The sequence below is a fragment of the Streptomyces amakusaensis genome (assembly GCF_039532665.1).
Lineage (GTDB): Bacteria > Actinomycetota > Actinomycetes > Streptomycetales > Streptomycetaceae > Streptomyces > Streptomyces amakusaensis.
In genome coordinates, this window is record NZ_BAAASB010000023.1 from 41,785 (window position 1) to 67,793 (window position 26,009).

The 26,009-nt window shown below is 72.1% G+C and carries 25 protein-coding genes; 14 read left to right on the top strand and 11 right to left on the bottom strand.

Annotated elements, in window-relative coordinates:
- Positions 1–140 precede the first annotated feature (140 nt).
- The 6 genes from dacB (at position 141) to folE (ending at position 7,793) form a co-directional block, all read left to right on the top strand.
- The gene (gene dacB / locus ABD371_RS30725; protein WP_344484158.1) at positions 141–1,535 is read left to right on the top strand and encodes a D-alanyl-D-alanine carboxypeptidase/D-alanyl-D-alanine endopeptidase; all 1,395 of its coding nucleotides are present in this window, start codon (positions 141–143) and stop codon (positions 1,533–1,535) included.
- Positions 1,536–1,631: 96 nt separating this feature from the next.
- Positions 1,632–2,762 carry a zinc-dependent metalloprotease gene (locus tag ABD371_RS30730; protein WP_344484161.1) on the top strand — a complete coding sequence of 377 codons (1,131 nt, stop codon included), beginning with the start codon at positions 1,632–1,634 and terminating at the stop codon, positions 2,760–2,762.
- Positions 2,763–3,011: 249 nt separating this feature from the next.
- Positions 3,012–4,139 carry a tRNA lysidine(34) synthetase TilS gene (gene tilS / locus ABD371_RS30735; RefSeq protein ID WP_344484164.1) on the top strand — a complete coding sequence of 376 codons (1,128 nt, stop codon included), beginning with the start codon at positions 3,012–3,014 and terminating at the stop codon, positions 4,137–4,139.
- Between the two features lie 155 nt (positions 4,140–4,294).
- Positions 4,295–4,834 (top strand): hypoxanthine phosphoribosyltransferase, encoded by a 540-nt coding sequence (gene hpt / locus ABD371_RS30740; RefSeq protein WP_190121355.1) that lies wholly within the window; start codon positions 4,295–4,297, stop codon positions 4,832–4,834.
- A gap of 186 nt (positions 4,835–5,020) precedes the next feature.
- Positions 5,021–7,051 (top strand): ATP-dependent zinc metalloprotease FtsH, encoded by a 2,031-nt coding sequence (ftsH, locus tag ABD371_RS30745; RefSeq protein WP_344484166.1) that lies wholly within the window; start codon positions 5,021–5,023, stop codon positions 7,049–7,051.
- 136 nt (positions 7,052–7,187) lie between these two features.
- A complete protein-coding gene (gene folE, locus ABD371_RS30750) occupies positions 7,188–7,793 on the top strand; it encodes a GTP cyclohydrolase I FolE (RefSeq protein ID WP_344484168.1) in 606 nt (201 codons plus the stop codon).
- A gap of 43 nt (positions 7,794–7,836) precedes the next feature.
- Here the strand turns inward: folE and ABD371_RS30755 are convergent, their stop codons facing one another.
- From ABD371_RS30755 to ABD371_RS30780, 6 genes are all read right to left on the bottom strand, one after another.
- Positions 7,837–8,325, bottom strand: a complete 489-nt coding sequence (locus ABD371_RS30755) for a DUF3180 domain-containing protein (protein WP_344484170.1) — start codon at positions 8,323–8,325, stop codon at positions 7,837–7,839.
- A 46-nt stretch (positions 8,326–8,371) separates the two neighbouring features.
- Positions 8,372–8,959: a 2-amino-4-hydroxy-6-hydroxymethyldihydropteridine diphosphokinase gene (gene folK / locus ABD371_RS30760; protein WP_344484173.1), complete on the bottom strand. Its 588-nt coding sequence runs from the start codon at positions 8,957–8,959 to the stop codon at positions 8,372–8,374.
- Complete coding sequence (gene folB / locus ABD371_RS30765) at positions 8,956–9,315, bottom strand: dihydroneopterin aldolase (RefSeq protein ID WP_344484176.1); 360 nt, start codon at positions 9,313–9,315, stop codon at positions 8,956–8,958. Before folB ends, folK begins: the two co-directional genes overlap by 4 nt.
- A 181-nt stretch (positions 9,316–9,496) precedes the next feature.
- Positions 9,497–9,949: a nuclear transport factor 2 family protein gene (locus ABD371_RS30770; RefSeq protein WP_344484179.1), complete on the bottom strand. Its 453-nt coding sequence runs from the start codon at positions 9,947–9,949 to the stop codon at positions 9,497–9,499.
- The gene (gene folP, locus ABD371_RS30775) at positions 9,946–10,794 is read right to left on the bottom strand and encodes a dihydropteroate synthase (RefSeq protein WP_344484182.1); all 849 of its coding nucleotides are present in this window, start codon (positions 10,792–10,794) and stop codon (positions 9,946–9,948) included. Before folP ends, ABD371_RS30770 begins: the two co-directional genes overlap by 4 nt.
- A 22-nt stretch (positions 10,795–10,816) precedes the next feature.
- Complete coding sequence (locus ABD371_RS30780) at positions 10,817–12,682, bottom strand: phosphatidylglycerol lysyltransferase domain-containing protein (RefSeq protein WP_344484184.1); 1,866 nt, start codon at positions 12,680–12,682, stop codon at positions 10,817–10,819.
- A gap of 148 nt (positions 12,683–12,830) precedes the next feature.
- Here ABD371_RS30780 and ABD371_RS30785 point away from each other — a divergent pair, with 148 nt between their 5' ends.
- On the top strand, positions 12,831–13,940 hold the full coding sequence (locus ABD371_RS30785; protein WP_344484186.1) for an alpha/beta hydrolase: 1,110 nt from the start codon (positions 12,831–12,833) through the stop codon (positions 13,938–13,940).
- Here the strand turns inward: ABD371_RS30785 and ABD371_RS30790 are convergent.
- Positions 13,930–15,117 carry an ABC transporter ATP-binding protein gene (locus ABD371_RS30790; RefSeq protein ID WP_344484188.1) on the bottom strand — a complete coding sequence of 396 codons (1,188 nt, stop codon included), beginning with the start codon at positions 15,115–15,117 and terminating at the stop codon, positions 13,930–13,932. The genes ABD371_RS30785 and ABD371_RS30790 overlap by 11 nt on opposite strands.
- 129 nt (positions 15,118–15,246) lie before the next feature.
- On the opposite strand from ABD371_RS30790, the gene ABD371_RS30795 reads away from it, so the two are divergent.
- The 4 genes from ABD371_RS30795 to ABD371_RS30810 all read left to right on the top strand — a co-directional run bounded on the left by ABD371_RS30795 (position 15,247) and on the right by ABD371_RS30810 (position 18,825).
- Positions 15,247–15,945, top strand: coding sequence for an ABC transporter permease (locus ABD371_RS30795; protein ID WP_344484190.1), 699 nt, complete (start codon positions 15,247–15,249; stop codon positions 15,943–15,945).
- Complete coding sequence (locus ABD371_RS30800; RefSeq protein ID WP_344484192.1) at positions 15,945–16,640, top strand: ABC transporter permease; 696 nt, start codon at positions 15,945–15,947, stop codon at positions 16,638–16,640. Before ABD371_RS30795 ends, ABD371_RS30800 begins: the two co-directional genes overlap by 1 nt.
- A 76-nt stretch (positions 16,641–16,716) precedes the next feature.
- Complete coding sequence (locus tag ABD371_RS30805; RefSeq protein ID WP_344484194.1) at positions 16,717–17,676, top strand: ABC transporter substrate-binding protein; 960 nt, start codon at positions 16,717–16,719, stop codon at positions 17,674–17,676.
- Between the two features lie 105 nt (positions 17,677–17,781).
- Positions 17,782–18,825: a hypothetical protein gene (locus tag ABD371_RS30810; protein WP_344484196.1), complete on the top strand. Its 1,044-nt coding sequence runs from the start codon at positions 17,782–17,784 to the stop codon at positions 18,823–18,825.
- 41 nt (positions 18,826–18,866) lie between these two features.
- Here the strand turns inward: ABD371_RS30810 and ABD371_RS30815 are convergent, their stop codons facing one another.
- Positions 18,867–20,009: an NADH-quinone oxidoreductase subunit D gene (locus tag ABD371_RS30815; protein ID WP_344484198.1), complete on the bottom strand. Its 1,143-nt coding sequence runs from the start codon at positions 20,007–20,009 to the stop codon at positions 18,867–18,869.
- On the bottom strand, positions 20,006–21,022 hold the full coding sequence (locus tag ABD371_RS30820; protein WP_344484200.1) for an SAM-dependent methyltransferase: 1,017 nt from the start codon (positions 21,020–21,022) through the stop codon (positions 20,006–20,008). The genes ABD371_RS30815 and ABD371_RS30820 overlap by 4 nt, the downstream gene beginning before the upstream one ends.
- A gap of 96 nt (positions 21,023–21,118) precedes the next feature.
- Here ABD371_RS30820 and ABD371_RS30825 point away from each other — a divergent pair, with 96 nt between their 5' ends.
- Positions 21,119–22,315, top strand: coding sequence for a sensor histidine kinase (locus tag ABD371_RS30825; protein WP_344484203.1), 1,197 nt, complete (start codon positions 21,119–21,121; stop codon positions 22,313–22,315).
- A gap of 251 nt (positions 22,316–22,566) precedes the next feature.
- Positions 22,567–23,244, top strand: coding sequence for a response regulator (locus tag ABD371_RS30830; protein WP_190120772.1), 678 nt, complete (start codon positions 22,567–22,569; stop codon positions 23,242–23,244).
- Between the two features lie 28 nt (positions 23,245–23,272).
- On the opposite strand, the gene ABD371_RS30835 is transcribed toward ABD371_RS30830, so the two are convergent.
- Positions 23,273–24,388, bottom strand: a complete 1,116-nt coding sequence (locus ABD371_RS30835; RefSeq protein ID WP_344484328.1) for a DUF5937 family protein — start codon at positions 24,386–24,388, stop codon at positions 23,273–23,275.
- A gap of 106 nt (positions 24,389–24,494) precedes the next feature.
- Here ABD371_RS30835 and ABD371_RS30840 point away from each other — a divergent pair, with 106 nt between their 5' ends.
- Positions 24,495–24,746, top strand: coding sequence for a hypothetical protein (locus tag ABD371_RS30840; protein WP_344484206.1), 252 nt, complete (start codon positions 24,495–24,497; stop codon positions 24,744–24,746).
- A 40-nt stretch (positions 24,747–24,786) separates the two neighbouring features.
- On the opposite strand, the gene ABD371_RS30845 is transcribed toward ABD371_RS30840, so the two are convergent.
- Positions 24,787–25,959 carry a threonine aldolase family protein gene (locus ABD371_RS30845; RefSeq protein WP_344484209.1) on the bottom strand — a complete coding sequence of 391 codons (1,173 nt, stop codon included), beginning with the start codon at positions 25,957–25,959 and terminating at the stop codon, positions 24,787–24,789.
- Positions 25,960–26,009: the final 50 nt, after the last annotated feature.

A 26,009-nucleotide genomic window follows, 5' to 3' on the forward strand; every position in this document is an offset into this window, starting at 1 on the left:
AAGACTCCCCGGACCCCCAGCCGTGTGGTCGCTGGTGCCGACCGGGTGCTGACCGGGGTGCCGTGCACACGGCAAGACGCAGTTCTGGTGATTAAGTGTCCCTCACGCAGGTGTGTGATCGCGAAAGGGGCTGGTGCGAGGTGCCGGTGATCAGGACGTGGCAGCTCGCGGCGGGGGCGACGGCGCTGGGGCTGGCCATCGCCGCCGGGGCCGTGGCAGCCGCCGGACCCTGGGAATCCGGACAGCGCGAGGCCGAGCGGGAACGGGCCGTGGCGAAGACCGGCACCGAGACCGACATCGACCGCAAAGCCCCAGGTCCAGGGCGTCCGGCCCCCGCGCCCAGCGCTCCCGGGGTGCTCGATCCGCTCGGCGGACGGCCCGCCTCCAAAGCCGCCGACGCCAAGCCCGGGGAGCTGGGCGAGAAGCTCCGGCCGCTCTTCGACGCCCCCGGCCTCGGCCCGCTCCGTACCGCCTCCGTGATCGATGTCTCCACCGGCCGCCGGCTCTACGGCGAGGGCGCGGACAGGGCGATGCCCCCGGCCTCCACGATCAAGATCGCCACCGCGGCGGCCGCGCTCACCGCGCTCGGCCCCGACCACCGCATCCCCACCTCCGTCGTCGCGGCCGAAGACCGGCTCACCCTGGTCGGCGGCGGTGACGCGAGCCTGGACGCCGCCGGGCTGCGGCTCCTCGCCGACCGCACCGCGCGCGCCCTCAAGACGCGCGGACTCACCTCCGTACAACTGCGCCACGACACCTCCCTCTACGCGGGCGGCCCCCTGCACCCCATCGGGAGGAACGGGAACATCGCCCCGGTCACCGCGCTCATGGTCGACCAGGGCCGGATCGACGCCGACTCCACCGGGTACGCGGAACGCGCCCACGACCCCGCGGGCGAGGCGGCCCGCGCCTTCGCCCGGATGCTCGAGCGGCGCGGGGTGCGGATCGACGGCCCGCCCGCCCCCGGCCATCCCGCCGCCGGAGCGCGGCCCCTCGCCAAGGTCCTGTCCGAGCCGCTCGCCGCGCTGGCCGAACGGATGCTGACGGACAGCGACAACGACCTCGCCGAGTCCCTCGCCCGGCAGACCGCCCTGGCGCTCGGCGAGAAGGCGGACTTCGCGGGCGGCGGCCGGGCCGTGCGCGCGCAGCTGTCCCGGCTGCGGCTCCCGCTGGCCGGGGCGCGGTTCGCCGACGGCAGCGGACTCGACCGCAAGAGCCGGGTCTCCGCCGGGCTGCTCACCGCCCTGCTGGCCCGCGCGGCCGAACCGGCCCGCCCGGAGCTGCGCCCGGTGCTGACCGGCCTCCCGGTCGCCGGGTTCACCGGCACCCTGCGCACCCGCTACGAGGAGGGCGACCCGGGCTCGGGGCTGATCCGCGCCAAGACCGGCACCCTGACCGGGGTGAACGCGCTCTCCGGCACGGTGGCCGCCCCCGACGGCCGCCTCCTCGCCTTCGCCTTCCTCGCGGGCCGGACCGCCTCGCGGGACGAGGCCCAGGACGCGCTGGACGCACTGGCGGGCGCGCTGGTCTCCTGACACCGGCCCCTTTGGGCCCCGGACCCCGGACCGCGGGCCCCGCGGCCGGGGCCCAACACCTCACCGCCGCGCGGGAGCACCACGTACGGTTGACGCATGACGAGCATCGGTGGTGCCGAGATGGTCGACTGGAATCTCGCGGTGGCGACCGCGACCCGCCTCGTGCGGCCAGGACCCGAGGTGAGCAAGGACGAGGCGCGCGCGATCGTCGCCGAGCTGCGGCGGCACGCCAAGGCGTCCGAGGAGCATGTGCGCGGCTTCACCCGCATGATCCCGGAGAGCCACGCCCCCGAGGACACCCCCGTCCTGGTCGTGGACCGGGCCGGCTGGGTCAAGGCGAATGTGGCGGGCTTCCGGGAGCTGCTCAAGCCGCTGCTGGAGAAGATGCAGGACCGCAGGGCCGGCGGCACCACGGGCGCGATGCTCGGAGCCGTCGGCGGCAAGGTCACCGGCGTCGAGCTGGGCATGCTGCTCTCCTTCCTCGCCTCCCGGGTGCTCGGACAGTACGAGACCTTCGCCCCCGCCACCCGTGAGCTGCCGGCCGGGGCCGACGGCGGCGGCCGGCTGCTGCTGGTCGCGCCCAACATCGTCCATGTGGAGCGTGAGCTGGAGGTCGACCCGCACGACTTCCGCCTCTGGGTCTGTCTGCACGAGGAGACCCACCGCACCCAGTTCACCGGGGTGCCCTGGCTCCGCGACCACCTCCAGGGCGAGATCCAGTCATTCCTCGGCGAGACCGACGTCGACCCGATGACCGTCCTGGAGCGGCTGCGCGAGGCGGCCCAGTCGCTGGCCGGGGCCCGCCCGGAGGGCGAGGAGGACGAGGGCGGACGCTCCATCGTGGAGCTGGTCCAGACCCCCGCCCAGCGCGAGATCCTCGGCCGGCTCACCGCCGTGATGTCCCTCCTGGAGGGCCACGCCGACTTCGTGATGGACGGCGTCGGCCCCGAGGTGGTGCCCTCCGTCGCCGAGATCCGCGAGAAGTTCCAGCAGCGCAGGGCGCGCGGCGCGAGCCGGCTGGACCTGGCGCTGCGCAAGCTGCTGGGACTCGACGCCAAGCTCCGGCAGTACCGCGACGGCGAGCGATTCGTCCGCGCCGTGGTGGAAGAGGTGGGAATGGACGGCTTCAACCGGGTCTGGACCTCGCCCAACACCCTCCCGACCAAGGCGGAGATCGCCAAACCGGCGGACTGGGTCGCGCGGGTGCACCGCAGAGCGGATTCGTGAACACCGTACGGACGCGCGCCCTCGGGAGGGCCGGGGGACACCCCCTCGGGGGCACAGCATCACCCGTCCGAGGGACCCTGGGGCCGTAGGCAGGCGTGCGATGCTCGGGGAACGGCTCGGTTCTGTCACCATCAACGCACTCTCCGTGACCGAATCAGCGGTTCGGTCACTCAGAGAACGTCGACCGAACCTCCGCTCCGACTCCGAACCGAGGCTCACCCCCCAACCTCTCCATGAAGGGCACCGGACATGGGTCCCCATCCTGCGGTCGCGGCGATACGCCTGGCGGTCCGCCGCGTACTCCACGACGTCCTGACCGAACGCGCCGTCCCCCAGACCGAACGCACCACCTCTCAGCCCGACCGGGCCGCCACGGCCCCGCCCGCCGACCGGATCGCACGACTGCGGCAGTCGGCCACCCCCGCCTGCGCCGCCGCGGCCTCCGCCGCCGGGCCCGCCACCCCCTCCCCCGTGGTCCTGGTGGCCTGCTCCGGAGGCGCCGACTCCATGGCGCTCGCCTCCGCCCTCGCCTTCGAGGCCCGCAAGCTCTCCGTCCGCGCCGGCGGCATCACCGTCGACCACGGCCTCCAGCACGGCTCCGACCTCCGGGCCGCCGAAGTCGCCGGCCGCCTCACCGCCATGGGCCTCGACCCCGTCGAGGCCATCACCGTCCGCGTCGGCCGCGACGGCGGCCCCGAGGCCGCCGCCCGCGACGCGCGCTACGCCGCCCTGGACGCCGCCGCCGAGCGGCACGGCGCGGCGGCCGTGCTGCTCGGCCACACCCGCGACGACCAGGCGGAAACCGTCCTGCTGGGACTCGCCAGGGGCTCCGGCATCCGCTCCCTCTCCGGCATGGCCGCCGTCTCGGGGCGGCACGACCGCTACCGCCGCCCCTTCCTCCAGCTCGACCGGCAGACCGCCCGCAAGGCGTGCATGGTCCAGTCCCTGCCCGTCTGGGACGACCCCCACAACGCCGACCCGGCCTACACCCGCTCCCGGCTGCGCCACGAGGGGCTGCCCGCCCTGGAGAAGGCCCTGGGCAAGGGGGTCGTCGAAGCCCTCGCCCGTACCGCCCAGCTCTCCCGCGACGACGCCGACGCCCTGGACACCTGGGCCGCCGACGCGGACGCCTCCGTGCGCGACGACAGCGGACAGCTGGAGTGCGCCAAGCTGTACGCGCTGCCGCCCGCCGTGCGCCGCCGGGTGCTGCGCCGGGCGGTCATCGACGCGGGCGCGCCGGCGGGCTCCCTCTTCGCCCGCCATGTGGAGGAAGTGGACCGTCTGATCACCGGCTGGCGGGGGCAGGGGACGATCAACCTGCCCGGCCGCGTCGAGGCACGTCGGCAGAGTGGCAGACTTGTCATCCGGCAAGGCTGACGCAGCCGCGGCACGAACACGGCGGCTGAGGTCACCCGGGAGCCCCTGACGGGCGCCCGGACCCCCGGCCCCCGGGCCCCGGCAACTCCTGCCGGACCGGGGACGCGTACCGGACCCCGGCGAAGAGAGAAAGCGACCGCGTGAACGAGAAGGACATGGGCACCGACCTTCAGTCGGTGCTCATCACCAAGGAAGAGATCGACGCGAAGCTGGCCGAGCTGGCCGCGAAGATCGACGCGGAGTACGCGGGCAAGGAACTCCTCCTCGTCGGTGTCCTCAAGGGCGCGGTGATGGTCATGGCGGACCTCGCCCGTGCCCTCTCCAGCCCCGTCACCATGGACTGGATGGCGGTGTCCTCCTACGGCGCGGGCACCCAGTCCTCCGGCGTGGTGCGGATCCTCAAGGACCTCGACACCGACATCAAGGGCAAGCACGTCCTGATCGTCGAGGACATCATCGACTCGGGGCTCACGCTCTCGTGGCTGCTGTCCAACCTCGGCTCGCGCGAGCCCGCCTCGATCGAGGTGTGCACCCTCCTGCGCAAGCCGGACGCCGCGAAGGTCGCGCTCGACGTGAAGTGGGTCGGCTTCGACATCCCCAACGAGTTCGTCGTCGGCTATGGGCTGGACTATGCGGAGAAGTACCGCAACCTGCCCTTCGTCGGCACCCTCGCCCCGCACGTCTACGGCGGCTGATCCGGCTCCCGGGCGCGCACCGGGAACCAAGACCCCCGATTCGCCGTTGGACCGTGGGAGGACGGGTTTGCCGTCCCCGGCGTGCGGTCACGGCAGCGATGCTGGGGTACCGTCCGAAGAACAGTCTTTTCTCACAGCAGCATTTACCTACGGGCAGGAGGGACGGGGCGACACCGCCCCGTATGGATGGACGTGAAGCGATACTTCCGTGGGCCGGTCATGTGGATCGTGCTGGCCGTCCTCGCCGTGGTCGTGTTGATGCAGGTCGTCGGCTCGTCGGGCGGCTACAAGACAGTGGACACCGGCCAGGTCGTCCAGGCGATCGACAAGAACCAGGTCGACTCGGTCAAGCTGACCACCGGCGACGAACAGATCATCAAGGTCGACCTCAAGGGCGACCACAAGATCAAGGGCAGCGGCAAGATCCAGGCGAGCTACATCGGCACCCAGGGCTCCGCCCTCGCCGAGAAGCTTCAGGACAAGTACGAGGCCGGTGACATCTCCAAGGGATACACCGTCTCGCCCTCGAAGCAGAGCCCGTTCATCTCGGTGCTGCTCTCCCTGCTGCCCTTCGTACTGATCGTGCTGGTCTTCCTGTTTCTGATGAATCAGATGCAGGGCGGCGGCTCCCGGGTGATGAACTTCGGGAAGTCCAAGGCCAAGCTGATCACCAAGGACACCCCCAAGACGACCTTCGCCGATGTGGCCGGGTCCGACGAGGCTGTCGAGGAGCTCCACGAGATCAAGGAGTTCCTCCAGGAGCCGGCGAAGTTCCAGGCCGTCGGCGCCAAGATCCCCAAGGGTGTGCTGCTGTACGGCCCGCCCGGCACCGGCAAGACGCTGCTGGCGCGCGCCGTCGCCGGCGAGGCCGGCGTCCCCTTCTACTCGATCTCCGGCTCCGACTTCGTGGAGATGTTCGTCGGCGTCGGCGCCTCCCGGGTGCGCGACCTCTTCGAGCAGGCCAAGGCGAACGCTCCGGCGATCGTCTTCGTCGACGAGATCGACGCCGTCGGCCGGCACCGCGGCGCGGGCCTCGGCGGCGGTCACGACGAGCGCGAGCAGACCCTCAACCAGCTGCTGGTCGAGATGGACGGCTTCGACGTGAAGGGCGGCGTCATCCTGATCGCCGCCACCAACCGGCCCGACATCCTCGACCCGGCGCTGCTGCGCCCGGGCCGCTTCGACCGCCAGATCGCGGTCGACCGCCCGGACATGCAGGGCCGTCTGGAGATCCTCAAGGTTCACCAGAAGGGCAAGCCGGTCGCCCCGGACGTCGACCTGGGCGCGGTCGCCCGGCGCACGCCCGGCTTCACCGGTGCGGACCTGTCCAATGTGCTGAACGAAGCCGCGCTGCTCACCGCGCGCGGGGACAAGAAGCTCATCGACAACCACTCGCTGGACGAGGCGATCGACCGGGTGGTTGCGGGACCGCAGAAGCGGACCCGGATCATGTCGGACAAGGAAAAGAAGATCACCGCGTACCACGAGGGCGGCCACGCCCTGGTCGCGGCGGCTCTGCCGAACTCCGACCCGGTCCACAAGATCACCATCCTGTCCCGCGGCCGGGCCCTCGGTTACACGATGGTGCTCCCGGACGAGGACAAGTACTCGACCACGCGCAACGAGATGCTCGACCAGCTCGCCTACATGCTGGGCGGGCGCGCCGCCGAGGAACTGGTCTTCCACGACCCGACCACCGGTGCCTCCAACGACATCGAGAAGGCCACCACCACGGCCCGCGCGATGGTCACCCAGTACGGCATGACCGAGCGTCTCGGTGCGATCAAGTTCGGCGGGGACAACTCCGAGCCCTTCCTCGGCCGCGAGATGGGACATCAGCGCGACTACTCGGAAGAGGTCGCCGCGCTGGTGGACGAAGAGGTCAAGAAGCTCATCGAGACCGCGCACAACGAGGCCTGGGAAATCCTGGTCGAGAACCGCGACGTGCTCGACAACCTCGTTCTCGAACTGCTGGAGAAGGAGACCCTCGGCAAGGAGCAGATCGCCGAGGTCTTCGCCCCGATCGTGAAGCGCCCGGCCCGTCCGGCGTGGACCGGTTCCTCCCGGCGTACGCCCTCCACCCGTCCTCCGGTGCTCTCGCCGAAGGAGCTGGCGCTGACCAACGGCGCCAACGGTGCCACCGGTGCCAACGGCTCGCAGCCGGTGGAATCGGTCCCCGGCGTGGAGTCGGTGCCGGAGGAGCGTCCGGAGAGCTGAGCATTCGGCCCGTGACCCGATCGGTCGCACGGGCCCGGAATGAATGCCGCGTCCCCCCAGGTTTTAGCCTGGGGGGACGCGGCATTCGTATGACCTTCGTCCGGCCGCAGCACAGAGCAAGAGGAGCGAGGCACAGATGACCGACCCGGTGACGTTGGACGGCGAAGGCACGATCGGTGAGTTCGACGAGAAGCGGGCCGAGAACGCCGTCCGGGAACTCCTCATCGCGGTCGGGGAGGACCCGGACCGCGAAGGGCTCAGGGAGACCCCCGCACGCGTGGCGCGGGCGTACAAGGAGATATTCGCCGGGCTCTGGCAGCGGCCGGAGGACGTGCTGACGACGACGTTCGACCTCGGGCACGACGAGATGGTCCTGGTGAAGGACATCGAGGTCATGAGCTCCTGCGAGCACCACCTCGTCCCCTTCGTCGGGGTCGCCCACGTCGGCTACATCCCGTCCTCGGACGGAAAGATCACCGGCCTGTCGAAGCTGGCCCGGCTGGTGGACGTCTACGCCCGCCGGCCCCAGGTGCAGGAGCGGCTGACCACACAGATAGCCGACTCGCTGATGGAGATCCTGGAGCCGCGCGGTGTGATCGTCGTGGTCGAGTGCGAGCACATGTGCATGACCATGCGAGGGGTGCGCAAGCCCGGCGCGAAGACCATCACCTCGGCCGTGCGCGGCCAGCTGCGCCACGCCGCCACCCGCAATGAGGCCATGAGCCTGATCATGGCCCGCTGACCGGCTCCGGGACGCCCCGCGGCACCGGCCCCGCCCGCCCCGCTCAGGCGCGGGCGGGGCCGGTGCCGCGGGGCGTGTCGGTGTCCTCCGGGAGGCGGCAGACCCGCTCCAGGAAGAACGCGGCGGCGATCACCGCGGCCCCCGCCAGCACCGAGAAGCCCGCGAGGATCGCCTGCTCCCGGCGGGCCGGGACGTCCAGCGAACCCAGCAGGAACACGCCCACACCGCCGTACATTCCGCTCACCAGCGCGGCCACCAGGGCGCTCGCCTGGCCGAAGACCACCGCTCGCGCCGCCATCAGCGGCTCCACGCCCTTGGCCCCCGCGCGGCGCTCCCGCTGGGCCTTCAGCCGGGTCCGCAGGGACAGGGCCGTCGCCGCCAGGACCGCCGCGATCGCGGCCAGCACGATGGGGGCGGCGAGCGGCACGCTCGGCAGCGAGCCGAACGAGTCCCACAGCCGCGCGGCGGCCCACGACAGCAGGCCCGCCCCGGCGAAGAGACCGGCCAGCACACCGACCCGTAGTTGCTTCACCGAGAGAGCCGTCCTTCCGTCACAGTGCCACCCCAGAGCCTAACGACTACTCCGGCAGACGGAGTTCCAGATCGGGCCGGAGAAGCACACCGGAGCGGCCCACGGCCTCCAGCAGCTCCGCCACCGGGCCGCGGCCCGTCAGCTCGGCCTCCGGGTCCACGTCGTGCCACGGGGCGAGCACGAAGGCCCGCTCGTGCGCCCGGGGGTGGGGGAGGGTGAGCACCGGGTCGTCCGAGACGATCTCCGCGTACGCCACGATGTCCACATCGATCGTGCGCGGGGCCCAGCGCTCGTCCCGCACCCGGTCGTAGGCCTCCTCGATGGCCTGGCCCCGCTCCAGCAGCGAATCGGGCGGCAGGGTCGTCCTCAGCAGCACGACCGCGTTGAAGTACGAGGGCTGGGAGCCGGGCTCCACGCCCCAGGGCTCCGTCTCGTACACCGGGGAGACGGCCTTGACCCGGACCCCCGGGGTGTCCTCCAGGGCGTCGACGGCCCCCTGGAGCGTCTCCAGGCGGTTGCCCAGGTTGGAGCCGAGGGAGATCACGGCGCGGTGCGGGTTGGAGAGGGTGATGTCCGCCGCGTCCACCTGCTCGACCACGGACGCGGGCACGGGCTGAACCGTGGGGTCGCTCATACTCGGCTCCGGGTGATCGTGATGGTCACATCGTCGAAGGGCACGGTGATCGGCGCGTCCGGCTTGTGCACCACCACCTCGACCTCCTGCACGCCGTCGTGCCGGAGACAGGTCCGGGCGATCCGCTCCGCCAGGGTCTCGATCAGGTCGACGGGCTCGCCCTCCACGACCGCGACGACCTCCTCCGCGACCACGCCGTAGTGGACGGTCTTCGCCAGGTCGTCGTCGGCCGCGGCGGGGCGGGTGTCGAGGCTGAGCACCAGGTCCACGATGAAGGTCTGGCCCTCTTCGCGCTCCCTGGGGAAGACGCCATGGTGCCCGCGGGCCTTGAGGCCGCGCAGCGCGACACGATCCACGCGAATCACTCCTGCTCTCGTACGTTTGACGGGCATGCGTTTGACGGGCATGACGGGCATACAGCCACACATCCAGAGATCCACGGCCCGTGTACCCATTCGAATCTACCTGCGAGCACCGACACCGCCCGCTCGCGGGGCCCCGATCCACCAGAAGCGTCTAGGTCGTTTCTTAAACGACCTAGGCGGGGGAGTCCTCGTCCGGGGTCTCGTCGCCGTCGGTCTCCGTGAGCACCGGGGACCCGTGGTGCGACCAGATCTTCCACCCCTGCGATGTGCGGCGGAACACATTGGTGGCCACCACCAGCTGGCCCACCAGCGGTCCCAGCTCCCCGCTCTCCTCGGCGGGCCCGCCGCTCAGGATGTTCTCCGTACAGGTCACCAGGGCGGTGTCGCCGACCAGGCTCACCCGTACATCGGTCAGGAAGAACTGGATGTACTCCGTGTTCGCCATGATCAGCGCGTACGAGCGCAGCACCTCGCCGCGCCCGGAGAGCACCGGCCACCCCGGATGGACGCAGGAGACGTCGTCGTCCAGCCAGAGCGCCTGGAGGGCGTCGAAGTCGCCGCGCTCCATCGTCTCGTAGAACGTGGTGTTGGCGTCCTCCACCTGCTCGATGTCGGTACGGCTCACCGGGCGGCCTCGACGGCGTGCGCGATCCGGACGGCGTCGGCGGTGGCCCGCACCTCATGGACGCGGACCGCCCACGCGCCCTCGTGGGCGGCGATCGCGGAGACGGCGGCGGTGGCCGCGTCCCGCTCCCTGGCGCGCGGCGGAGCGCCGTCACGGGCGTCCAGGGCCAGCACATGGCCGAGGAATCGTTTGCGCGAGGCGGCGACGAGCAGCGGGCGGCCCAGCGCCCGGAGGTCGCGGATGTGGGCGACCAGGGCCAGATCGTGGCGGGCGTCCTTGGCGAAACCGAGCCCGGGGTCGATCACGATCCGCTCCGGATCGATCCCGCCGGCGACGACCGCGTCCATCCGCTCCGCCAGCTCGGCGACGACCTCGGCGACGACGTCCCCGTACACCGCCCTGCTGTTCATGTCCTGGCTGAAGCCGCGCCAGTGCATCACCACGAAAGGAACCCCGGCGGAGGCCACGGCCGGGACCATGGCGGGGTCGGCGAGACCGCCGCTGACATCGTTGACCAGGGCCGCGCCCGCCGCGACGGCCCGGTCGGCGACGGAGGCGCGCATGGTGTCGACGGAGACGGTGACCCCCTCGGCGGCGAGACCGCGCACCACGGGGACGACCCGGCGCAGCTCCTCCTCCTCGTCCACCCGGCTCGCTCCGGGCCTGGTGGACTCGCCGCCCACATCGATGAGGTCCGCGCCGTCGGCGACCAGGTCGAGACCGCGCTTGACGGCCGCGGTGGTGTCGAACCAGCGACCGCCGTCCGAGAAGGAATCGGGCGTCACATTGACGACCCCCATGACCGCGCAGCGATCCCATTCCGGCAACCCGCTCAACGTACTCATACCCCCAGACTAGGTCGTGTCCTCAGGCCGGACGCACCGCTCCCGGGGCGCTCTCCTGCGGGTACGGGCGGATGTGGGCGCAGGGGCGGTGGGGGCGGGCGGGGAGCGGGCGGGGGCGGGGGAGGGTGATGAAGCCTTCGGCGCGCAGTGCGGCGAAACCGACCCGGGGCAGGTCGCGGACGTTGCGGAAGACCACGAATCGCGGCTCCCACCGTGGCCGGAACTTGGCGTTGAACTTGTAGAGGGACTCGATCTGGAACCAGCGGGAGAGGAAGATCAGCAGTCCGCGCCAGAGCCGCAGCACCGGGCCCGCGCCGATCCGCTCGCCGCGGGCGAGCGCGGCGCGGAACATCGCGAAGTTGAGGGAGACCCGCTCGACCTTCAGTCCGGGCGAGGCCTGGAGCGCGGCGACGATCAGCAGCTCGTTCATGCCGGGGTCGGCGGAGCGGTCGCGCCGCATCAGCTCCAGGGACATGCCGTCCGTGCCCCACGGCACGAAGTGGATGATCGCCTTCAGGTCCCCGTGGGGCGAGGAGGGATCGGTCTTGTGCGCGGTGGCGATCACCGACTCCCCGTCCGCCGGGTCGCCGATCCGCCCCAGTGCCATGGAGAAGCCGCGCTCGGTCGGGGTGCCCCGCCAGTCCTCGGCGGCCCGGCGGATCGCCGCCAGCTCCTCGTCGGGGATGTCGTGGGCCCGGCGCACCCGGGTGGTGTACCCGCCGCGCTCTATCCGGTTCACCATCTGGCGCACATTGCGCATCGGGCGTCCGGAGAGCGAGAAGTCCGCGACGTCGACCACCGCCTCGTCGCCCAGTTCGAGCGCGTCGAGGCCGCTCTCGCGGGTCCACACCTCGCCGCCGGTCCGGGAGCAGCCCATCACGGCGGGCGTCCAGGAGTGCGCGTCGGCCTCGGCCATGAAGCGTTCGATCGCGCCGGGCCAGGCCTCCACATCGCCTATCGGGTCGCCGCCCGCGAGCATCACCCCGGAGACGACGCGGTAGCTGACGGCCGCCTTGCCGCTGGGCGAGAAGACCACTCCCCGGTCGCGGCGGAGCGCGAAGTGGCCGAGCGAGTCCCGGCCGCCGTGCCGGGCGAGCAGATCGCGCAGCCGGTGCTCGTCGTCCTTCGGGAGCCGGGCGGCCGGGCGCTCGGGCCGCAGCGCGAGATGGAGTGTGACGACGGCGGTGAGCAGGCCGAGCAGGGCGAGTGAGCCGCCCACGGCCGAGGCGGCGGCCCCGGTGTGGTCGACGGGTCCCTCGAAGCCGAGGAGCCCGTGGAGGGTGTGCGCCAGCCGGTCCGCGAGGGAGGGGTCGCCGAGTGTCTCGCGCGGGTGGCCGCCCACGACGGCCGTGCCGACGCCGATCGACGCGGAGCCCGTCAGGGCGAAGCCGGCGAGCGCGGTCCGCCGGCCGCGTGGATCGGGCAGTGCGGAGAACTCGCGCCGGTGGGCGAGCAGCAGCGCGAGGACGGCGAGGGAGGCAAGGACGCCGACGGCCGAGTGCCGGTACGCGAACTGCCCGGCCGCCTCGACGGGCAGCAGCACCACCGCGGCCTGCCAGGCCCGGTGCTTGCGGCGCTTGAGGCCGTGGGCGAGGAAGAGCATCAGGGCCCCGGCGGCGAGCGGGAGCGCGGCGGCGAGGGGACCACCGGCCGTGAAGGGCCCGGTGACGCCCGGGAGCACTCCGGCGGCGGCCGTCTGCGCCCAGCTGTGCCGGAAGGCGGGGAACACCCCGGCGGCGAGGTCGAGCAGACCGACGAGGGCACAGGCCGTGCCGATCAGCGGCGGAACCGACCCGGGGCGGGGGCCGCGTGGCATCCCGCGTGTCAGCCGGGTGCCCCGCGCCCCCGGAACCAATTCCGTTTTGTCCCCATCTACCGTTACAGACATCGCTTCCCATGACTCCGGATCAGCCCTGCGCCCATGGGCCGCAGTCAGGCAGCGTCCGGACGATATGCGCTACCTAGGACGGGACTTTCAGGAAGCGGGTTTACTCGGACACCGGAAATCTCGCGGTAATAGGGAGTTCAGCAAAATCATGGGTCTGACCAGTGGCTATGTTCTCGCCGGTGCCGTCGCGGCGGCGGTGGGGCTGTTCGCCGCGACCATTTGGTGCTGGCCCCGGCTGGCCGGTCGCGGCTGGCGGGCGGTCGGCGGCCGGATCGGGCTGCTGCTGGCGACCCAGCTCGCGCTCTTCGTGTCGGTGGCACTGGCGGCGAACAACGCTTTTCTGTTCTACGGCTCCTGGTCCGATCTTCTCGGCCGTGAGCAGAAGCTCGGTGTGGTGGTGGACCACTCGGCCGGACAGCAGCGGATCAAGGTGGTCGAGAAGCGAATGGCCCCGGTGGAGGGCGGCTCACGGCCGGACCGGGGCGGGCAGATCCAGAAGGTCGTGATCTCCGGGGAGAAGTCGGGGATCACCAGTTCCGCCTATGTCTATCTGCCGCCGGAATACTTTCAGTCCGAGCACCGGGGGAGATCCTTTCCGGCCGTGGTCGCGCTGACCGGCTACCCCGGGATGGCGGAGAACCTGATCAAGGGGCAGAAGTATCCGCAGATCGCGTTCCGCAAGGCGAGGGAGGGCAGGATGCAGCCGGTGGTCCTCATCATGCTGCGCTCGACCGTCGCCCCGCCGAGGGACACCGAGTGCGTGGACATCCCGGGCGGGCCGCAGGCGGAGACCTTCCTCGGCCGGGATCTGCCGGCGGCGGTCTCGCGGAGCTACCGGGTGGGGACCGAGCCGCGCGGCTGGGGCGTCATCGGCGTCTCCACGGGCGGCTACTGCGCGCTGAAGATCGCCATGCACCACTCGGAGCGGTACTCGGTGGGGGCCGGGCTCTCCCCGTACTACCGGGCGGCCGAGGACCCCACGACCGGCGACCTCTTCCAGGGCGACCAGTCGCTGAGGGACCGGGCGGATCTGCTGTGGAGCCTGGACCGGCTGCCGCAGCCGGACGCCTCGTTCCTGGTCACCAGCTCCCTCAAGGGCGAGGACAACCTCGCGGCGACCCGTGAGTTCATCGGCAGGGTGCGACCGCCCGCCCGGGTCTCCTCGATCATCCTCGACAGCGGGGGGCACAACTTCAACACCTGGGCGCGCGAGGTCCCGCCGGCGCTGGAGTGGATGAGCGGCCGGCTCAGGGCCTAGCCGCCGGCCGCTGTTGCTGTCCGTCGGCCGCCGTGATCGTGGCGATCGACTCCAGGTCCACCGCGGCCCGGGGGATGTCCTGCGCGTCCGCGTCGATCGAGCGCCGCAGCGCCTCGTGGAGCCGCGCCGGGGTCAGCACGCCCAGGAACCGGCCCGTGCCCTCCGCGTCGATCACCGCGATCCAGCCCGCGTCGTGCTGGAGCATGGTGGAGAAGGCCTGCTTGAGCGAGGACCCCAGCGGCAGCCAGGCGTCCATCCGGCGGGCGTGCTCACCGACCGTGCCCTTCGCGCGGGCCTGCTCGGCGGAGATCCAGCCGTGCAGATCGCCCCGCGCGTCCAGGACGACGGCCCAGCGCGCCCCCAGCTCCCGGGGCAGCCGGTCGTCCAGCCGGACGACGGGCGGCTCCTCCAGGTCGCTCTCCTCGATCGGGGTGACCGAGAGCCGCTTGAGACCGCGGTCCGCGCCGACGAAGTCGGCCACATAGGGCGTCGCCGGGGCCCCGAGGACGGCGGCCGGCGCGCCGAACTGCTCGATCCGCCCCGCGCCGTAGACGGCGATGCGGTCCCCGAGCCGGACCGCCTCCTCGATGTCGTGGGTGACGAGGAGAACCGTCTTGCGGACCTGGGACTGGAGCCGGAGAAACTCGTTCTGGAGACGCTCGCGCACCACCGGGTCGACCGCGCCGAACGGCTCGTCCATCAGCAGTACGGGCGGGTCCGCCGCGAGCGCGCGGGCCACCCCGACCCGCTGCCGCTGGCCGCCGGAGAGCTGCTCGGGGTAGCGGTCGCCGTGGACGGAGGGGTCGAGGCCGACCAGGTCGAGCAGCTCGGCGGCGCGGTCCCGGGCCTTGGCGCGCCGCCAGCCCAGCAGCTGGGGGACGGTCGCGGTGTTCTCCAGGACCGTCTTGTGCGGGAAGAGCCCGACCTGCTGGATGACATAGCCGATCCGGCGGCGCAGCCGCACCGGGTCGACGGTGGATATGTCCTCGCCGTCGAGGAATATCCGCCCCTCGCTCGGCTCGATGAGCCGGTTGACCATCTTCATCGTGGTCGTCTTGCCGCAGCCGGACGGCCCCACCAGGGTGACCAGTTCGCCTTCGGCCACCTCGAAGGAGAGATCGTCGACGGCCGTCGTCCCGTCCGGATATCGCTTGGTGACATTCTCGAAACGGATCATGGTTCCCCCAATGTGACGCGTGGTGTGTGAAGGCCGTGTTGCCGGAGTGCGCCGTCCGTCGGCGATTGTCAGTGGCCAAGGTTAAGGTCTTCAGTCATACGTTCGGCATGGGTGGGGAGGTGGGGAATCATGAGTACGCGACTGGCCGCGCAGAGCTGTCTGACGGCCAATGACTGGATCTGCGGGGAGTATCTGCGGAGCCGGAGCCAGGAGTTGACCGAGGCGACGATCGAGCATGTCTGGATCACCGCCGCATCGGTTCTGATCGGTCTCGCGGTGGCATTCCCGCTCGCGCTTCTCGTCCGTGCCAGACCCGCCTTCGCCGCCCCCGTGCTGGGGCTGACCACCCTGCTCTACACGATTCCCTCGCTGGCCATGTTCTCGCTGCTGCTGCCCGTGTTCGGGCTCTCGGCCGCGCTGGTCGTCACCGGTCTGGTGCTCTACTCGCTCACCATCCTGGTACGGAACATCCTCGCCGGACTCGAGGCGGTGCCCGCCGAGGCGCGCGAGGCCGCCCGGGGCATGGGGTACGGACCGGGCCGGCTGCTCTGGGAGGTCGAGCTGCCGCTCGCGCTGCCCGCGCTGATGGCCGGAATCCGGATCGCCACGGTCTCCACCGTCGCGCTGACGACGGTGGGGGCGCTGATCGGGCGGGGCGGGCTCGGCAATCTCATCGACGACGGGGTGCAGACCACCTTCAAGGCCCAGGTGCTGACCGCGTCCGTGCTCTGTGTGCTGCTGGCCGCCGCGGCCGATCTGCTGCTGCTCGGGGCGCAGCGGCTGCTGACGCCCTGGACCCGAATACCCAGGGCCGGGAGGGCCGCCTGATGGGGGTGCTGGCTGATGCCTGGACCTGGCTCGCCACGGGGTCCAACTGGTCGGGGGAGAGCGGTGCGTGGCACCGGCTCGGCGAGCATGTGTACGTCAGCGGGGCGGCGCTCCTGATCGCCTGCGCGATCGCCCTGCCGCTGGCGCTCTGGCTCGGCCACATCGGCCGGGGCGGCGCGCTCGCCGTCTCCCTCTCCAACGCGGGCCGGGCCGTGCCGGTCTTCGCGGTCCTCGCCCTCTTCATGCTCACTCCGCTGCGCAGCGCCGGGTACGCGCCGACGATCATCGCGCTGGTGCTGTTCGCGGTCCCCCCGCTGCTGACCAACGCTCATGTGGGGATGCGGGAGGTGGACCGCTCGGTGGTGGAGGCCGCGCGGGGGATGGGGATGTCGGGCCGTCAGGTCTTCCTCCGGGTCGAGCTGCCGCTGGCCTATCCGCTGCTGATGACCGGGCTGCGGTCGGCGGCCGTGCAGGTCGTGGCCACGGCCACCATCGCCTCGATGGTCGGTCAGGGCGGGCTCGGCCGGATCATCACCGCGGGCTTCAACACCCTGGACACCGCGCAGGTGGTGGCGGGCGCGCTGCTCGCGGCGCTGCTGGCACTGGTGGTGGAAGGGGTGCTGGTCCTCGTCGACCGGCTGGTCGATCCGCTGCGCAAGGCGGTTTCGCCCGGCCCGGCCCGGGTATCCGCATGACTTCTGTGAACCTCTCGACGCGGCCCGCGCGGGCCGGGCGAACCGAACCCTCGTGGACCTCTGGACGGAGAACCTGATGCGCAAGACCTCTCGTATCGCGGGAGCGGCACTGGCCGTGGCGGCCCTGACGGGCTCCCTCGCCGCGTGCGGCGGCGATGCCCTGGAGGAGTCGAAGGGCGACGGAGGATCGGGCGGAAAGGGCTCGCTGGTCATCGGCTCGGCCTCGTTCACCGAGTCCAAGGTCCTGGCCGAGCTGTACGCGGGGGTCCTCGCCGACGCCGGGTACACGACCTCGATCACCTCGGTGAAGAACCGTGAGCTGTACGAACCCTCGCTGGAGAAGGGGGAGATCGACATCGTGCCGGAATACGCCGCCACGCTCGCCGAATTCCTCAACGCGAAGGCGAACGGCCCGAAGGCCCCCGAGGAGAAGCCCGTCGCCTCCAGCGACGCGAAGGCCACCGTGGCGGCGCTCACCGCGCTCGCCGAGCCGCGCGGGCTGAAGGTGCTCCCGGCCGGCGGGGCCGTCGACCAGAACGCGTTCGCGGTGAGTGAGGAATTCGCCGCGAAGAACAAGCTGAAGACGCTTTCCGATCTTGGAAAGTCGAAGCTCAAGGTGAAGATCGCGGCGGGTGACGAGTGCGAGGTGCGGCCGTTCTGCGCGCCGGGTCTGAAGAAGACCTACGGCATCGATGTCGTGGGCATCGACCCCAAGGGCGTCGGAACCCCGCAGTCCAAGCAGGCGGTCAGGGACGGCGAGGACCAATTGGTGCTCACCACCACCACGGACGCGGTGCTGGACGGCCTCGTCTTCCTGGAGGACGACAAGAAGCTCCAGAACGCGGACAACGTACTGCCGGTGGTCAATGCCAAGGACGCGGGCGCGACGGAGATAGCCGACGCTCTCGCCAGGATCACCAATGTGCTGACCACGGAGGATCTCGCCGAGTTGAACCGCAAGGTCGACGCGGAGCGGGTCAAGCCCGAGGACGCGGCGAAGGAGTATCTCCGCTCCAAGAACCTGCTCAAGAAGTAGTACCGCGGGCGCGGCGTTCCCGGCGGCGTTCCCGTGGTGTTCCCGGACAGGAGATTTTCCGGACCGATATCCCCATCGGCTACTCGGCACGGTAAATTTCAGGCCATGCCACGTGGACGCCACCGCCATTCCCCGCCCCTGCACAGGCTGCTGCCGCCCACCGCGGTCGCCGGAGCGTCGGTGTTGTGCGCCGCCGCCGCATGGCTGCTGAGCGAACCCGTCGCACTCCGGGTGCTGGCCGCGGCCGCCGCCGCGGCGGCCGTGACCGGCGCTTTCCTGACACGCAGTTGGGACCGCGCGGCGGGCCGTCAGGTCGCCGACCTGACCCGGGGGCGGGCCAGTGACGCCTGGCAGACCGAGGAGCGGATAGCCGAGCTGGAGTCCGAGCTGGAGGAATCGCGCGAGCTGCGCGCCAAGCTCGACGCCAAGCTGCGCGCCAAGCGGGTCGAGCTGGCGGGGCTGCGCGGCGAGCACGCCGCCCTGCTCCGGCGGTACGCGACCGCCGAGACCGAGCGGGCCAGCGTGCTGGAGGACCGCCGTCAGCTCACCGGCGACACGGGCGCGCCCAAGGCGCCTGGCCCCGCGCGGGCCGCCGCCGCCCTGGGCCCCGCCGTCTATCTCCGTGCCGCCAGGGCGCTGGAGGAGCTCACCCGTACCGCCGAGGCCCAGCGCTCCGCGCGCGCCACGGCCACTGCCGGGGTCAAGGCGGCCGGGGAGCGGGAGAAGGCGTCGGCCGGAGAGGCGGAGGAGTCGCCGGGGAAGCCCGGGGCGGGCGTGGACACGGGCTCTGAGCAGCATGCCCGTCCGGCGACCGCCCTCCCCGCCAGGCGTCCCGCCGCCGCGATCGCCCCGTACGGACCGCGCCGGGGCCCCGGCGCGGCGCGCCCCGAGGGCAACTTCGACTTCTTCGGCACCCAGGCCCTCGCCCCGGGCGAGCCCGGCTCCGAGCTCCGGGCCGCGCCGGAGCGGCACGCCAGGGCGATCGAGGCCGCGCAGCAGGAGGACCTCGCCGATGTGGTGGGCGAGGAGGCCCTCGCCGAGCGCCGCGCGGACACCGCCCGCCCGGCCGCCGCCGTCATCGATCTGACCGCGCACGACGAGACGGAGAAGCTCGACCTCGGAGAGCTGCGGAACGCGGTCAACTCCTGACGGGCCGGGGCCCGGTCAGGGCCCCGGAGTCCGTCCCCCGGTCACTTGTCGATGTCGCCGACGACGAAGAACAGCGAGCCCAGGATCGACACCATGTCCGGCACCGGGGTGCCGGGCAGCAGCTCGGTCAGCGCCTGGATGTTGTTGTACGAGGCCGAGCGCAGCTTCAGCCGGTACGGCGTCTTCTCGCCCTTGGAGACCAGGTAGTAGCCGTTGACCCCGAGCGGGTTCTCGGTCCAGGCGTAGGTGTGGCCCTCCGGGGCCTTGAGCACCTTCGGCAGCCGCTGGTTGATCGGCCCGGGCGGCAGGTCGGCGATCCGGTCGAGGCAGGCGTCCGCCAGGTCCAGGGAGTTGTGCGTCTGGTCGAGGAGCACCTCGAAGCGGGCCAGACAGTCGCCGTCGGGCCGGGTGACGACCTTCAGGGTGTCCGCCAGCTCCGCGTACGCGAGATACGGCTCGTCCCGGCGGAGGTCGAAGTCGACGCCCGAGGCGCGGGCGATGGGGCCGCTCACCCCGTACGCGTGCACCGCCTCCGGCGACAGGACGCCCACCGCGCGGGTCCGGCCCCGGAAGATCTCGTTGCCGAGGACCAGCCGGTCGTACACGTCCATCCGCGAGCGGACCTCGGCGACGGCGTGCCGCACCCGGTCCAGCCAGCCGGCCGGGAGGTCCTCCTTGAGGCCGCCGACCCGGTTGAACATGTAGTGCATCCGGCCGCCGGAGATCTCCTCCATCACCGTCTGGAGCTCCTCGCGCTCCCGGAAGGCGTGGAAGACGGCGGTGATGCCGCCCAGCTCCAGGGGGTAGGAGCCGAGGAACATGAGGTGATTGAGCACCCGGTTCAACTCGGCGAGCAGGGTGCGCGTCCAGACCGCCCGCTCGGGGACCTCCATGCCCAGCATGCGCTCCACGGCCATGACGACGCCCAGCTCGTTGGAGAAGGCGGAGAGCCAGTCGTGGCGGTTGGCGAGCATGATGATCTGGCGGTAGTCGCGCGCCTCGAAGAGTTTCTCCGCGCCCCGGTGCATATAGCCGATGACGGGTTCGGCGTGCTGGATGACTTCGCCGTCGAGGACGAGCCGCAGGCGGAGCACGCCGTGGGTGGAGGGGTGCTGGGGGCCGATGTTGAGCACCATGTCGGTGCTTTCCGCCGCGCCGCCGATGCCGAACGTGGTCTCCGTCATGCGGCCAGTATCCCCTGACCTGGGGGATGCCCGTCCCCGGTGCCCGCCTGCCGGCGCTGCCGGAGCCAGAGGAAGTCGCCGAGGCCGCCCGGGGACATCAGCTCCGCCGCCTCGCCGGTGCGGGAGAGGGCGCGGAGATAGCCCGCCGGGTCGGTGGAGGCGAGGGAGAGCGGCGGGCGGCCGGCGGTCAGACCCAGCTCGGCGAGGGCGTCCCGCTGCGTGGTCAGCGTCGCGCCGGGGAGGGCGCAGGAGTCCAGGGCGACGTGCGAGGTGAGATCGCAGCTGCCGTCGGGCACCGGACGGACCTCGCGGCCCGCGCGGAAGCCGGTCAGGGTGCCGAAGAGCGGCCGGGCCCCGGCCAGGTGCGCGTAGTCCACCGCCACCGCCAGGCCCGAGCGCAGGGTGCCGACCGCCGCCGCCCACGCCTCGTCGCGCGCCCGGCCGATCTCGGCCCGGGCGCCGGGCTCGGTCAGCGGCCACCACCGGGCCAGCCACTCCGCGTCCGCGCCCGTGACCGGCGGCCCCAGCCGCTCGGTCCCGTCCCGCCGCACCTGCACCAGGCGTACCACCCCGTCGGGGTCCGCCTCGGCGATGTCGACGGGCACATTGTCGAGCCACTCATTGGCGAAGAGCAGCCCGCTCACCCCCCGCGGCGGCTCCGGCGCCCACTCGATACGGGGATCGAGACCGCCGGGGCGGGCCGCCCGCTCGACGGCGTACGCCCGGACCGGGAAATCCGGCGGCAGCGCCGCCAGCACCCCCGTCAGCAGCTCCCCGCGCCCCGCGCCCATGTCGACGATCACCGGATCCCCGGCCCCCGCCCCGTCCCCCAGCTCCTCGGCGGTGGCCAGCAGCAGCCGGGCGACGGCCCCCGCGAACAGCGGCGACGCGTGCACCGACGTACGGAAGTGCCCCGCCGGGCCCTCGGGCCGCAGATAGAAGCCCTCCGGCCCGTACAGCGCGGTCTCCGTCGCTTCCCGCCAGCTGCGCCATTCACACGTCTCGTCCGTCACGAACGCAAGTCTCCACCTTCCGGAGTACGCCTCCGTCCTCCGGATCGCTCTGACGGTTGACCCCTACACCTGGTGGTTTTCCCTACTCTGGGTTACGTGCAGCGCGTCTATGACTTCCTCCGCAGACACCCCACGGGTGTCGACGCCTTCTGGGCCCTGGTCCTCCTGGCGCTCTCCCTGATGGACCTCGCCCAGGAGACCCTGTACAAGCCCGGCTGGGCCGGGGTGCCGATCTCGCTCGGGCTGGCCCTGGTCGTCGCGCTGCGCCGCAAGATGCCCGAGCGGATGCTGATCCTGGCGACGCTGATGGGCATCGCCCAGATGATCGCGAACATCCAGATCATCCCCGGCGACTTCGCGATGCTGGTGATCGTCTACACCGTCGCCGCGCGCGACAGCCCGCGCTGGGCGCGCTCGCTCGCCCTGGTCGGAGGGCTCCTGGCGGCCCCGCTCTCCCAGCTGCTCTGGCCCCCGGAGGGAAGCGTCTCCACCACGGCGCGGATCTTCCTGACCATCGTGCTGGCCGTGCCGTTCGCCCTCGCCTGGGTCCTCGGCGACTCGATACGCACCCGACGGGCGTACTTCGCCCAGCTGGAGGAGCGCGCCATGAGACTGGAACGGGAGCGCGAGGCGCAGTCCAAGGTGGCGGTGGCCGCCGAGCGCGCCCGGATCGCCCGTGAGCTGCACGACGTGGTCGCGCACAACGTCTCCGTGATGGTCGTCCAGGCCGACGGGGCCGCCTATGTGCTCGACGCCGCGCCCGATCAGGCCCGCCAGGCCCTGGAGACGATCTCCACCACCGGCCGCCAGGCGCTCGCGGAGATGCGCAGGCTGCTGGGGGTGCTGCGCACCGGCGACGACCCCGAGAGCGGGGAGTACGTGCCGCAGCCCGATGTGCGGCAGATCGAGGATCTGGTGGAGCATGTGCGCAAGGCCGGGCTGACCGTCGACTTCAAGATCGAGGGCACCGCCCGACCGCTGCCGAGCGGGGTCGAGCTGACCGCGTACCGCATCGTGCAGGAGGCGCTCACCAACACCCGCAAGCACGGCGGTCCCGATGTCGGCGCGAGCGTGCGGCTGGTCTATTTCGACGACGGTCTCGGGCTGCTGGTCGAGGACGACGGCCGGGGGTCGGCCCATGAGCTGTACGAGGACGGGGGAGTCGACGGTCAGGGACACGGGCTCATCGGGATGCGGGAGCGCATCGGCATGGTCGGCGGCACACTGGACGCCGGGCCGCGTCCCGGCGGCGGATTCCGGATCAGCGCCCTGCTCCCTCTCAAGTCCGGTTAGGCCGTCTCTTACGGATCTTGCTGGGCTCGCGGGGCCTGGCACGCACTCCCCCTGGGCCTGGCGGCCCGGGAGGTGCCCCCACGCCGCGTTGTCGTCAGTCGCCTACGCTCCGCGTGGGCTCCTTCCTCCGCCTTGCGATCGCACGCACCAGGCCCCGCTCCCTGATCCAGCCAGATCCGTAAGAAACGACCTAGCCGCAGCCCCACCACACTGTCTGTTGAGACCGACCGAGAGATTGAGGACCAGCTGTCATGTCCATCCGTGTGATGCTCGTGGACGACCAGGTGCTGCTGCGCACCGGATTCCGGATGGTGCTCGCCGCCCAGCCGGACATGGACGTGGTCGCGGAGGCGGGGGACGGCGCGGAGGCGATCGAGATCCTGCGCTCGACGGCCGTGGACGTCGTCCTGATGGACGTCCGGATGCCGAGGCTGGACGGGGTGGAGGCGACCCGGCGGATCTGCGCCCAGAACAATCCGCCCAAGGTGCTGATCCTGACGACGTTCGACCTCGACGAGTACGCCTTCTCCGGGCTGAAGGCGGGCGCGAGCGGCTTCATGCTCAAGGACGTGCCCCCCGGTGAGCTGCTGGCCGCGATCCGCTCGGTGCACAGCGGGGACGCCGTGGTCGCCCCCTCGACCACGCGCCGGCTGCTGGACCGTTTCTCCCCGATGCTGCCCAGCTCCTCGAACGAGCCGAGGAACAAGGACGTCGACCGGCTGACCGAGCGCGAGCGCGAGGTCATGCTGCTGGTCGCCCAGGGGCTGTCGAACGGCGAGATCGCGGCCCGGCTGGTGCTCTCCGAGGCCACCGTGAAGACCCATGTGGGGCGCATCCTCACCAAGCTGAATCTGCGCGACCGGGTGCAGGTGGTGGTGCTGGCGTACGAGAGCGGGCTGGTCCGCGCGGGCGGCGGCCCGGCGCTCTGACCGGCCGCGCGCCGCTGACCGAGCGCCTTCAGCGCAGCACCGTCTCCAGGAAGTCGCTGCCCAGCCGGGCGACGGCGGAGACGTCGAGCTGGTGCATCACATACCGGCCGCGCCGGCGGGTGGAGAGCAGCCCGGCCTTCTTCAGGACGGAGAGGTGCCGGGAGACCTCGGGCGCGGTGATGTCGTACGCCTCGGCCAGCTCGCTGGTCGTGTACGGGGCGCGGGCGAGGTTGCGGCAGAGCCGCATGCGCAGCGGGTGGGCGAGGGCCTCCATCCGCAGGGTCAGCAGCTCGACGGAGCCCGGGTCCCGGGGCGCGGGGGCCGCGACGGGGTAGTGGATCACCGGCCGCCAGTCCTTCGCGTGCAGCACCATCAGATGCGGCCAGCCGTAGCTGGACGGTATGAGGGTGAGGCCCCGGTCGCCCTGGTCGCGGCCGGGGTCGACGGCCGTGGTCCGTCCGTCGGCGAGCTTGTCCGCGGTGATACGGGTGCGGTCCGCGTCCACCGAGAGCGCGGGGGAGACCGCGCGCAGCGCCTCGGCGAGGCCCTTGTGGCGCAGCAGCTCGGTCTTGTGCCGGGCGTCGGCGGCGAGCTGGGGCGCGACCCGCTGCCAGGTGTCGGCGAAGAAGGCCTCGTCGCAGTCCTCGAAGAGCCTGCGCAGCCAGGCGCGCACCGAGACGGGGTCGCTCAGCAGCCGCTTGGTGAACTCCAGCTGCCGGGGCCCCCGGTTGGCGGCGAGTTCGAGCGAGCGCTCACGGCGGACTGGGTCGCTGAGGGCGGAGAGCCCGCCGCAGGCGTAGCTGCTGCCGCAGGTGAACTCCAGGGCGGCGAGGACGAAGCGTTCGTCGTCCAGCCGGTCGAGGAGGTCCAGCTCCTCGGCGAGGGTGGGGGCGGGTGAGGCTCCGGTGAGCCCGGCGAAGGCCATGAACACGTCGGAGAAGGTGGTCCGCCACAGGAAGTCCGCCTCGCAGAGCCGGTCCGCGAGATCGGGTTCCAGCCCGGCGGAGGTGGCCGCGGCCCAGCCGTGCAGACCGGGGTGGTGGCCGGGTTCGGCAAGGGCGTGCAGGGCGAGGCCCAGCTCGGCGAGGGGGGAGATCTCGAAGAGGACGCGCTCCGGGGGGAGGCCGCTGATGTCGATGGTCAGGCTCACGCCTCCATGGTGCTGGGTCGGCCGGGCGGCCGGGACGTCGGTTGACGGGGCTCGTCAATCGACGTGACCGGGGCTGTCGGGCGGGCGGAGCGTGAGAGGCATGAACGCGACGCAGCAGTACTTGCTCGACTGCCACCGGGCCGCGCGCCTCGGGGAGCGGATGCCGCCGCAGCCGGGCCGCCACGACTGGCAGCTGATCCGTGAGCTGGACGGCCTGACGCCCGCCGCCCTTTCGGCCGAGCCCGGGCGAGAGCCCCGGGCCCGGGGCGGCCGGTCCGCCGTACGGGCCTTCGTGGCCTCCCTGCTCCGCCGGGGCCGCCGCACCCGCACCCGCACCCGCACCTGCGCCTGAGCCCCGGGCCCCGAGGTCTCCCGGGCGCCGGCGGGCCCGGCTACCCCGCCTCCACCCGGCGCAGGAACTCCGCCGCGGCCTCCCGTACCTCCCCCGGCGTCCACTCCAGCCCCGCCGAGTCCACCGTCACCTCGGTCACCGACGTACCCGGAGCGCCGCCCTCCGCGAACCAGCGGCGGAAGAGCGTCACCCCCGTCTCCTCCGACTGCCCGAGCGCGGCCCGGTCCAGCACCTCGGCCTCGTACGGCAGCCACACCTGGAACTGATGGGTGTGGGGGACGGGCGGATTGAGCCGGAACCAGGGGACGCCGCCCTCGTGGAAGGCGTCCGTCAGCGCCGCGGCGACCCGCTTGGCGTGCGCGACGTACGAGGGCAGCCTCGGCAGCTCCCGCTCCAGCCCCAGCAGCGCCGACACCGCCGCCGGGTACTGCTGGAAGAGCAGGCCGCCGTAGCGGTGCCGCCAGGCGCGGGCCTGGGCCATCACCTCGGCCGGGCCCGCGAGGGCGGCGCCCGAGAGCCCGCCGAGGGACTTGTAGAAGGAGACGTACACGCTGTCCGCGAGCGAGGCGATCTCCGCCAGGGGACGGCCGAAGTGCGTGACGCACTCCCACAGCCGCGCGCCGTCGAAGTGCACCACGGCATCCCGCTCGCGCGCCGCCGACACCGTCCGCGTCAGCTCGTCCCACTCCGGCAGGACGAAACCGGCGTCCCGCAGCGGCAGCTCCAGCATCAGCGCGCCGAACGGCTCCTCGAAATCAGCGATCTCCCGAGCCGTCGGCAGCCGGGGCTCCCGCGTCGGATGGACCGTGCGCAACCCGCTCACCGCCCCGAACGCGCCCCGCTCATGGCGCTCCGGGTGCGCCATCGGATGCAGCGCGACCGTCGCGTTCCCGGTCCGCTCCGCCCAGCAGCGCAGCGCCACCTGCTGCGCCATCGTCCCGGTCGGGAAGTAGACCGCCGCCGGGAACCCGAGCAGCGCCGCCACCCGCCGCTCCACCTCCCCGACCACCCCGTCCCCGTACAGATCGGGGGTGTCGGCCAGGTCGCAGACCTGGCCCGCGTCCGCCGCCAGGGCGGTCAGCCGCTCCCCGAGCGGGCGGTCGGCCGGGCCCCGCCACAGCAGCCGCCGCGAGCCGCGCCACACCGCCGACCGGTGCCGCCGCAGCTCCTCTTCCGTCGCTTCTTCCGTCTCTTCCGCCGCCGTCTCGTTCATCCCCCGATCATCGCCCACAGCCTGTGGACAACCCGGGGGCCTGTGCGGTG

Coding starts and splice junctions, on each gene's coding strand:
- ABD371_RS30730 (WP_344484161.1), top strand. CDS start 1,632: ATGACGAGCATCGGTGGTGCCGAGATGGTCGACTGGAATCTCGCGGTG.
- tilS (WP_344484164.1), top strand. CDS start 3,012: ATGGGTCCCCATCCTGCGGTCGCGGCGATACGCCTGGCGGTCCGCCGC.
- hpt (WP_190121355.1), top strand. CDS start 4,295: ATGGGCACCGACCTTCAGTCGGTGCTCATCACCAAGGAAGAGATCGAC.
- ftsH (WP_344484166.1), top strand. CDS start 5,021: ATGGACGTGAAGCGATACTTCCGTGGGCCGGTCATGTGGATCGTGCTG.
- folE (WP_344484168.1), top strand. CDS start 7,188: ATGACCGACCCGGTGACGTTGGACGGCGAAGGCACGATCGGTGAGTTC.
- folK (WP_344484173.1), bottom strand. CDS start 8,959: ATGAGCGACCCCACGGTTCAGCCCGTGCCCGCGTCCGTGGTCGAGCAG.
- folP (WP_344484182.1), bottom strand. CDS start 10,794: ATGAGTACGTTGAGCGGGTTGCCGGAATGGGATCGCTGCGCGGTCATG.
- ABD371_RS30780 (WP_344484184.1), bottom strand. CDS start 12,682: ATGTCTGTAACGGTAGATGGGGACAAAACGGAATTGGTTCCGGGGGCG.
- ABD371_RS30785 (WP_344484186.1), top strand. CDS start 12,831: ATGGGTCTGACCAGTGGCTATGTTCTCGCCGGTGCCGTCGCGGCGGCG.
- ABD371_RS30790 (WP_344484188.1), bottom strand. CDS start 15,117: ATGATCCGTTTCGAGAATGTCACCAAGCGATATCCGGACGGGACGACG.
- ABD371_RS30795 (WP_344484190.1), top strand. CDS start 15,247: ATGAGTACGCGACTGGCCGCGCAGAGCTGTCTGACGGCCAATGACTGG.
- ABD371_RS30800 (WP_344484192.1), top strand. CDS start 15,945: ATGGGGGTGCTGGCTGATGCCTGGACCTGGCTCGCCACGGGGTCCAAC.
- ABD371_RS30805 (WP_344484194.1), top strand. CDS start 16,717: ATGCGCAAGACCTCTCGTATCGCGGGAGCGGCACTGGCCGTGGCGGCC.
- ABD371_RS30810 (WP_344484196.1), top strand. CDS start 17,782: ATGCCACGTGGACGCCACCGCCATTCCCCGCCCCTGCACAGGCTGCTG.
- ABD371_RS30815 (WP_344484198.1), bottom strand. CDS start 20,009: ATGACGGAGACCACGTTCGGCATCGGCGGCGCGGCGGAAAGCACCGAC.
- ABD371_RS30830 (WP_190120772.1), top strand. CDS start 22,567: ATGTCCATCCGTGTGATGCTCGTGGACGACCAGGTGCTGCTGCGCACC.
- ABD371_RS30840 (WP_344484206.1), top strand. CDS start 24,495: ATGAACGCGACGCAGCAGTACTTGCTCGACTGCCACCGGGCCGCGCGC.
- ABD371_RS30845 (WP_344484209.1), bottom strand. CDS start 25,959: ATGAACGAGACGGCGGCGGAAGAGACGGAAGAAGCGACGGAAGAGGAG.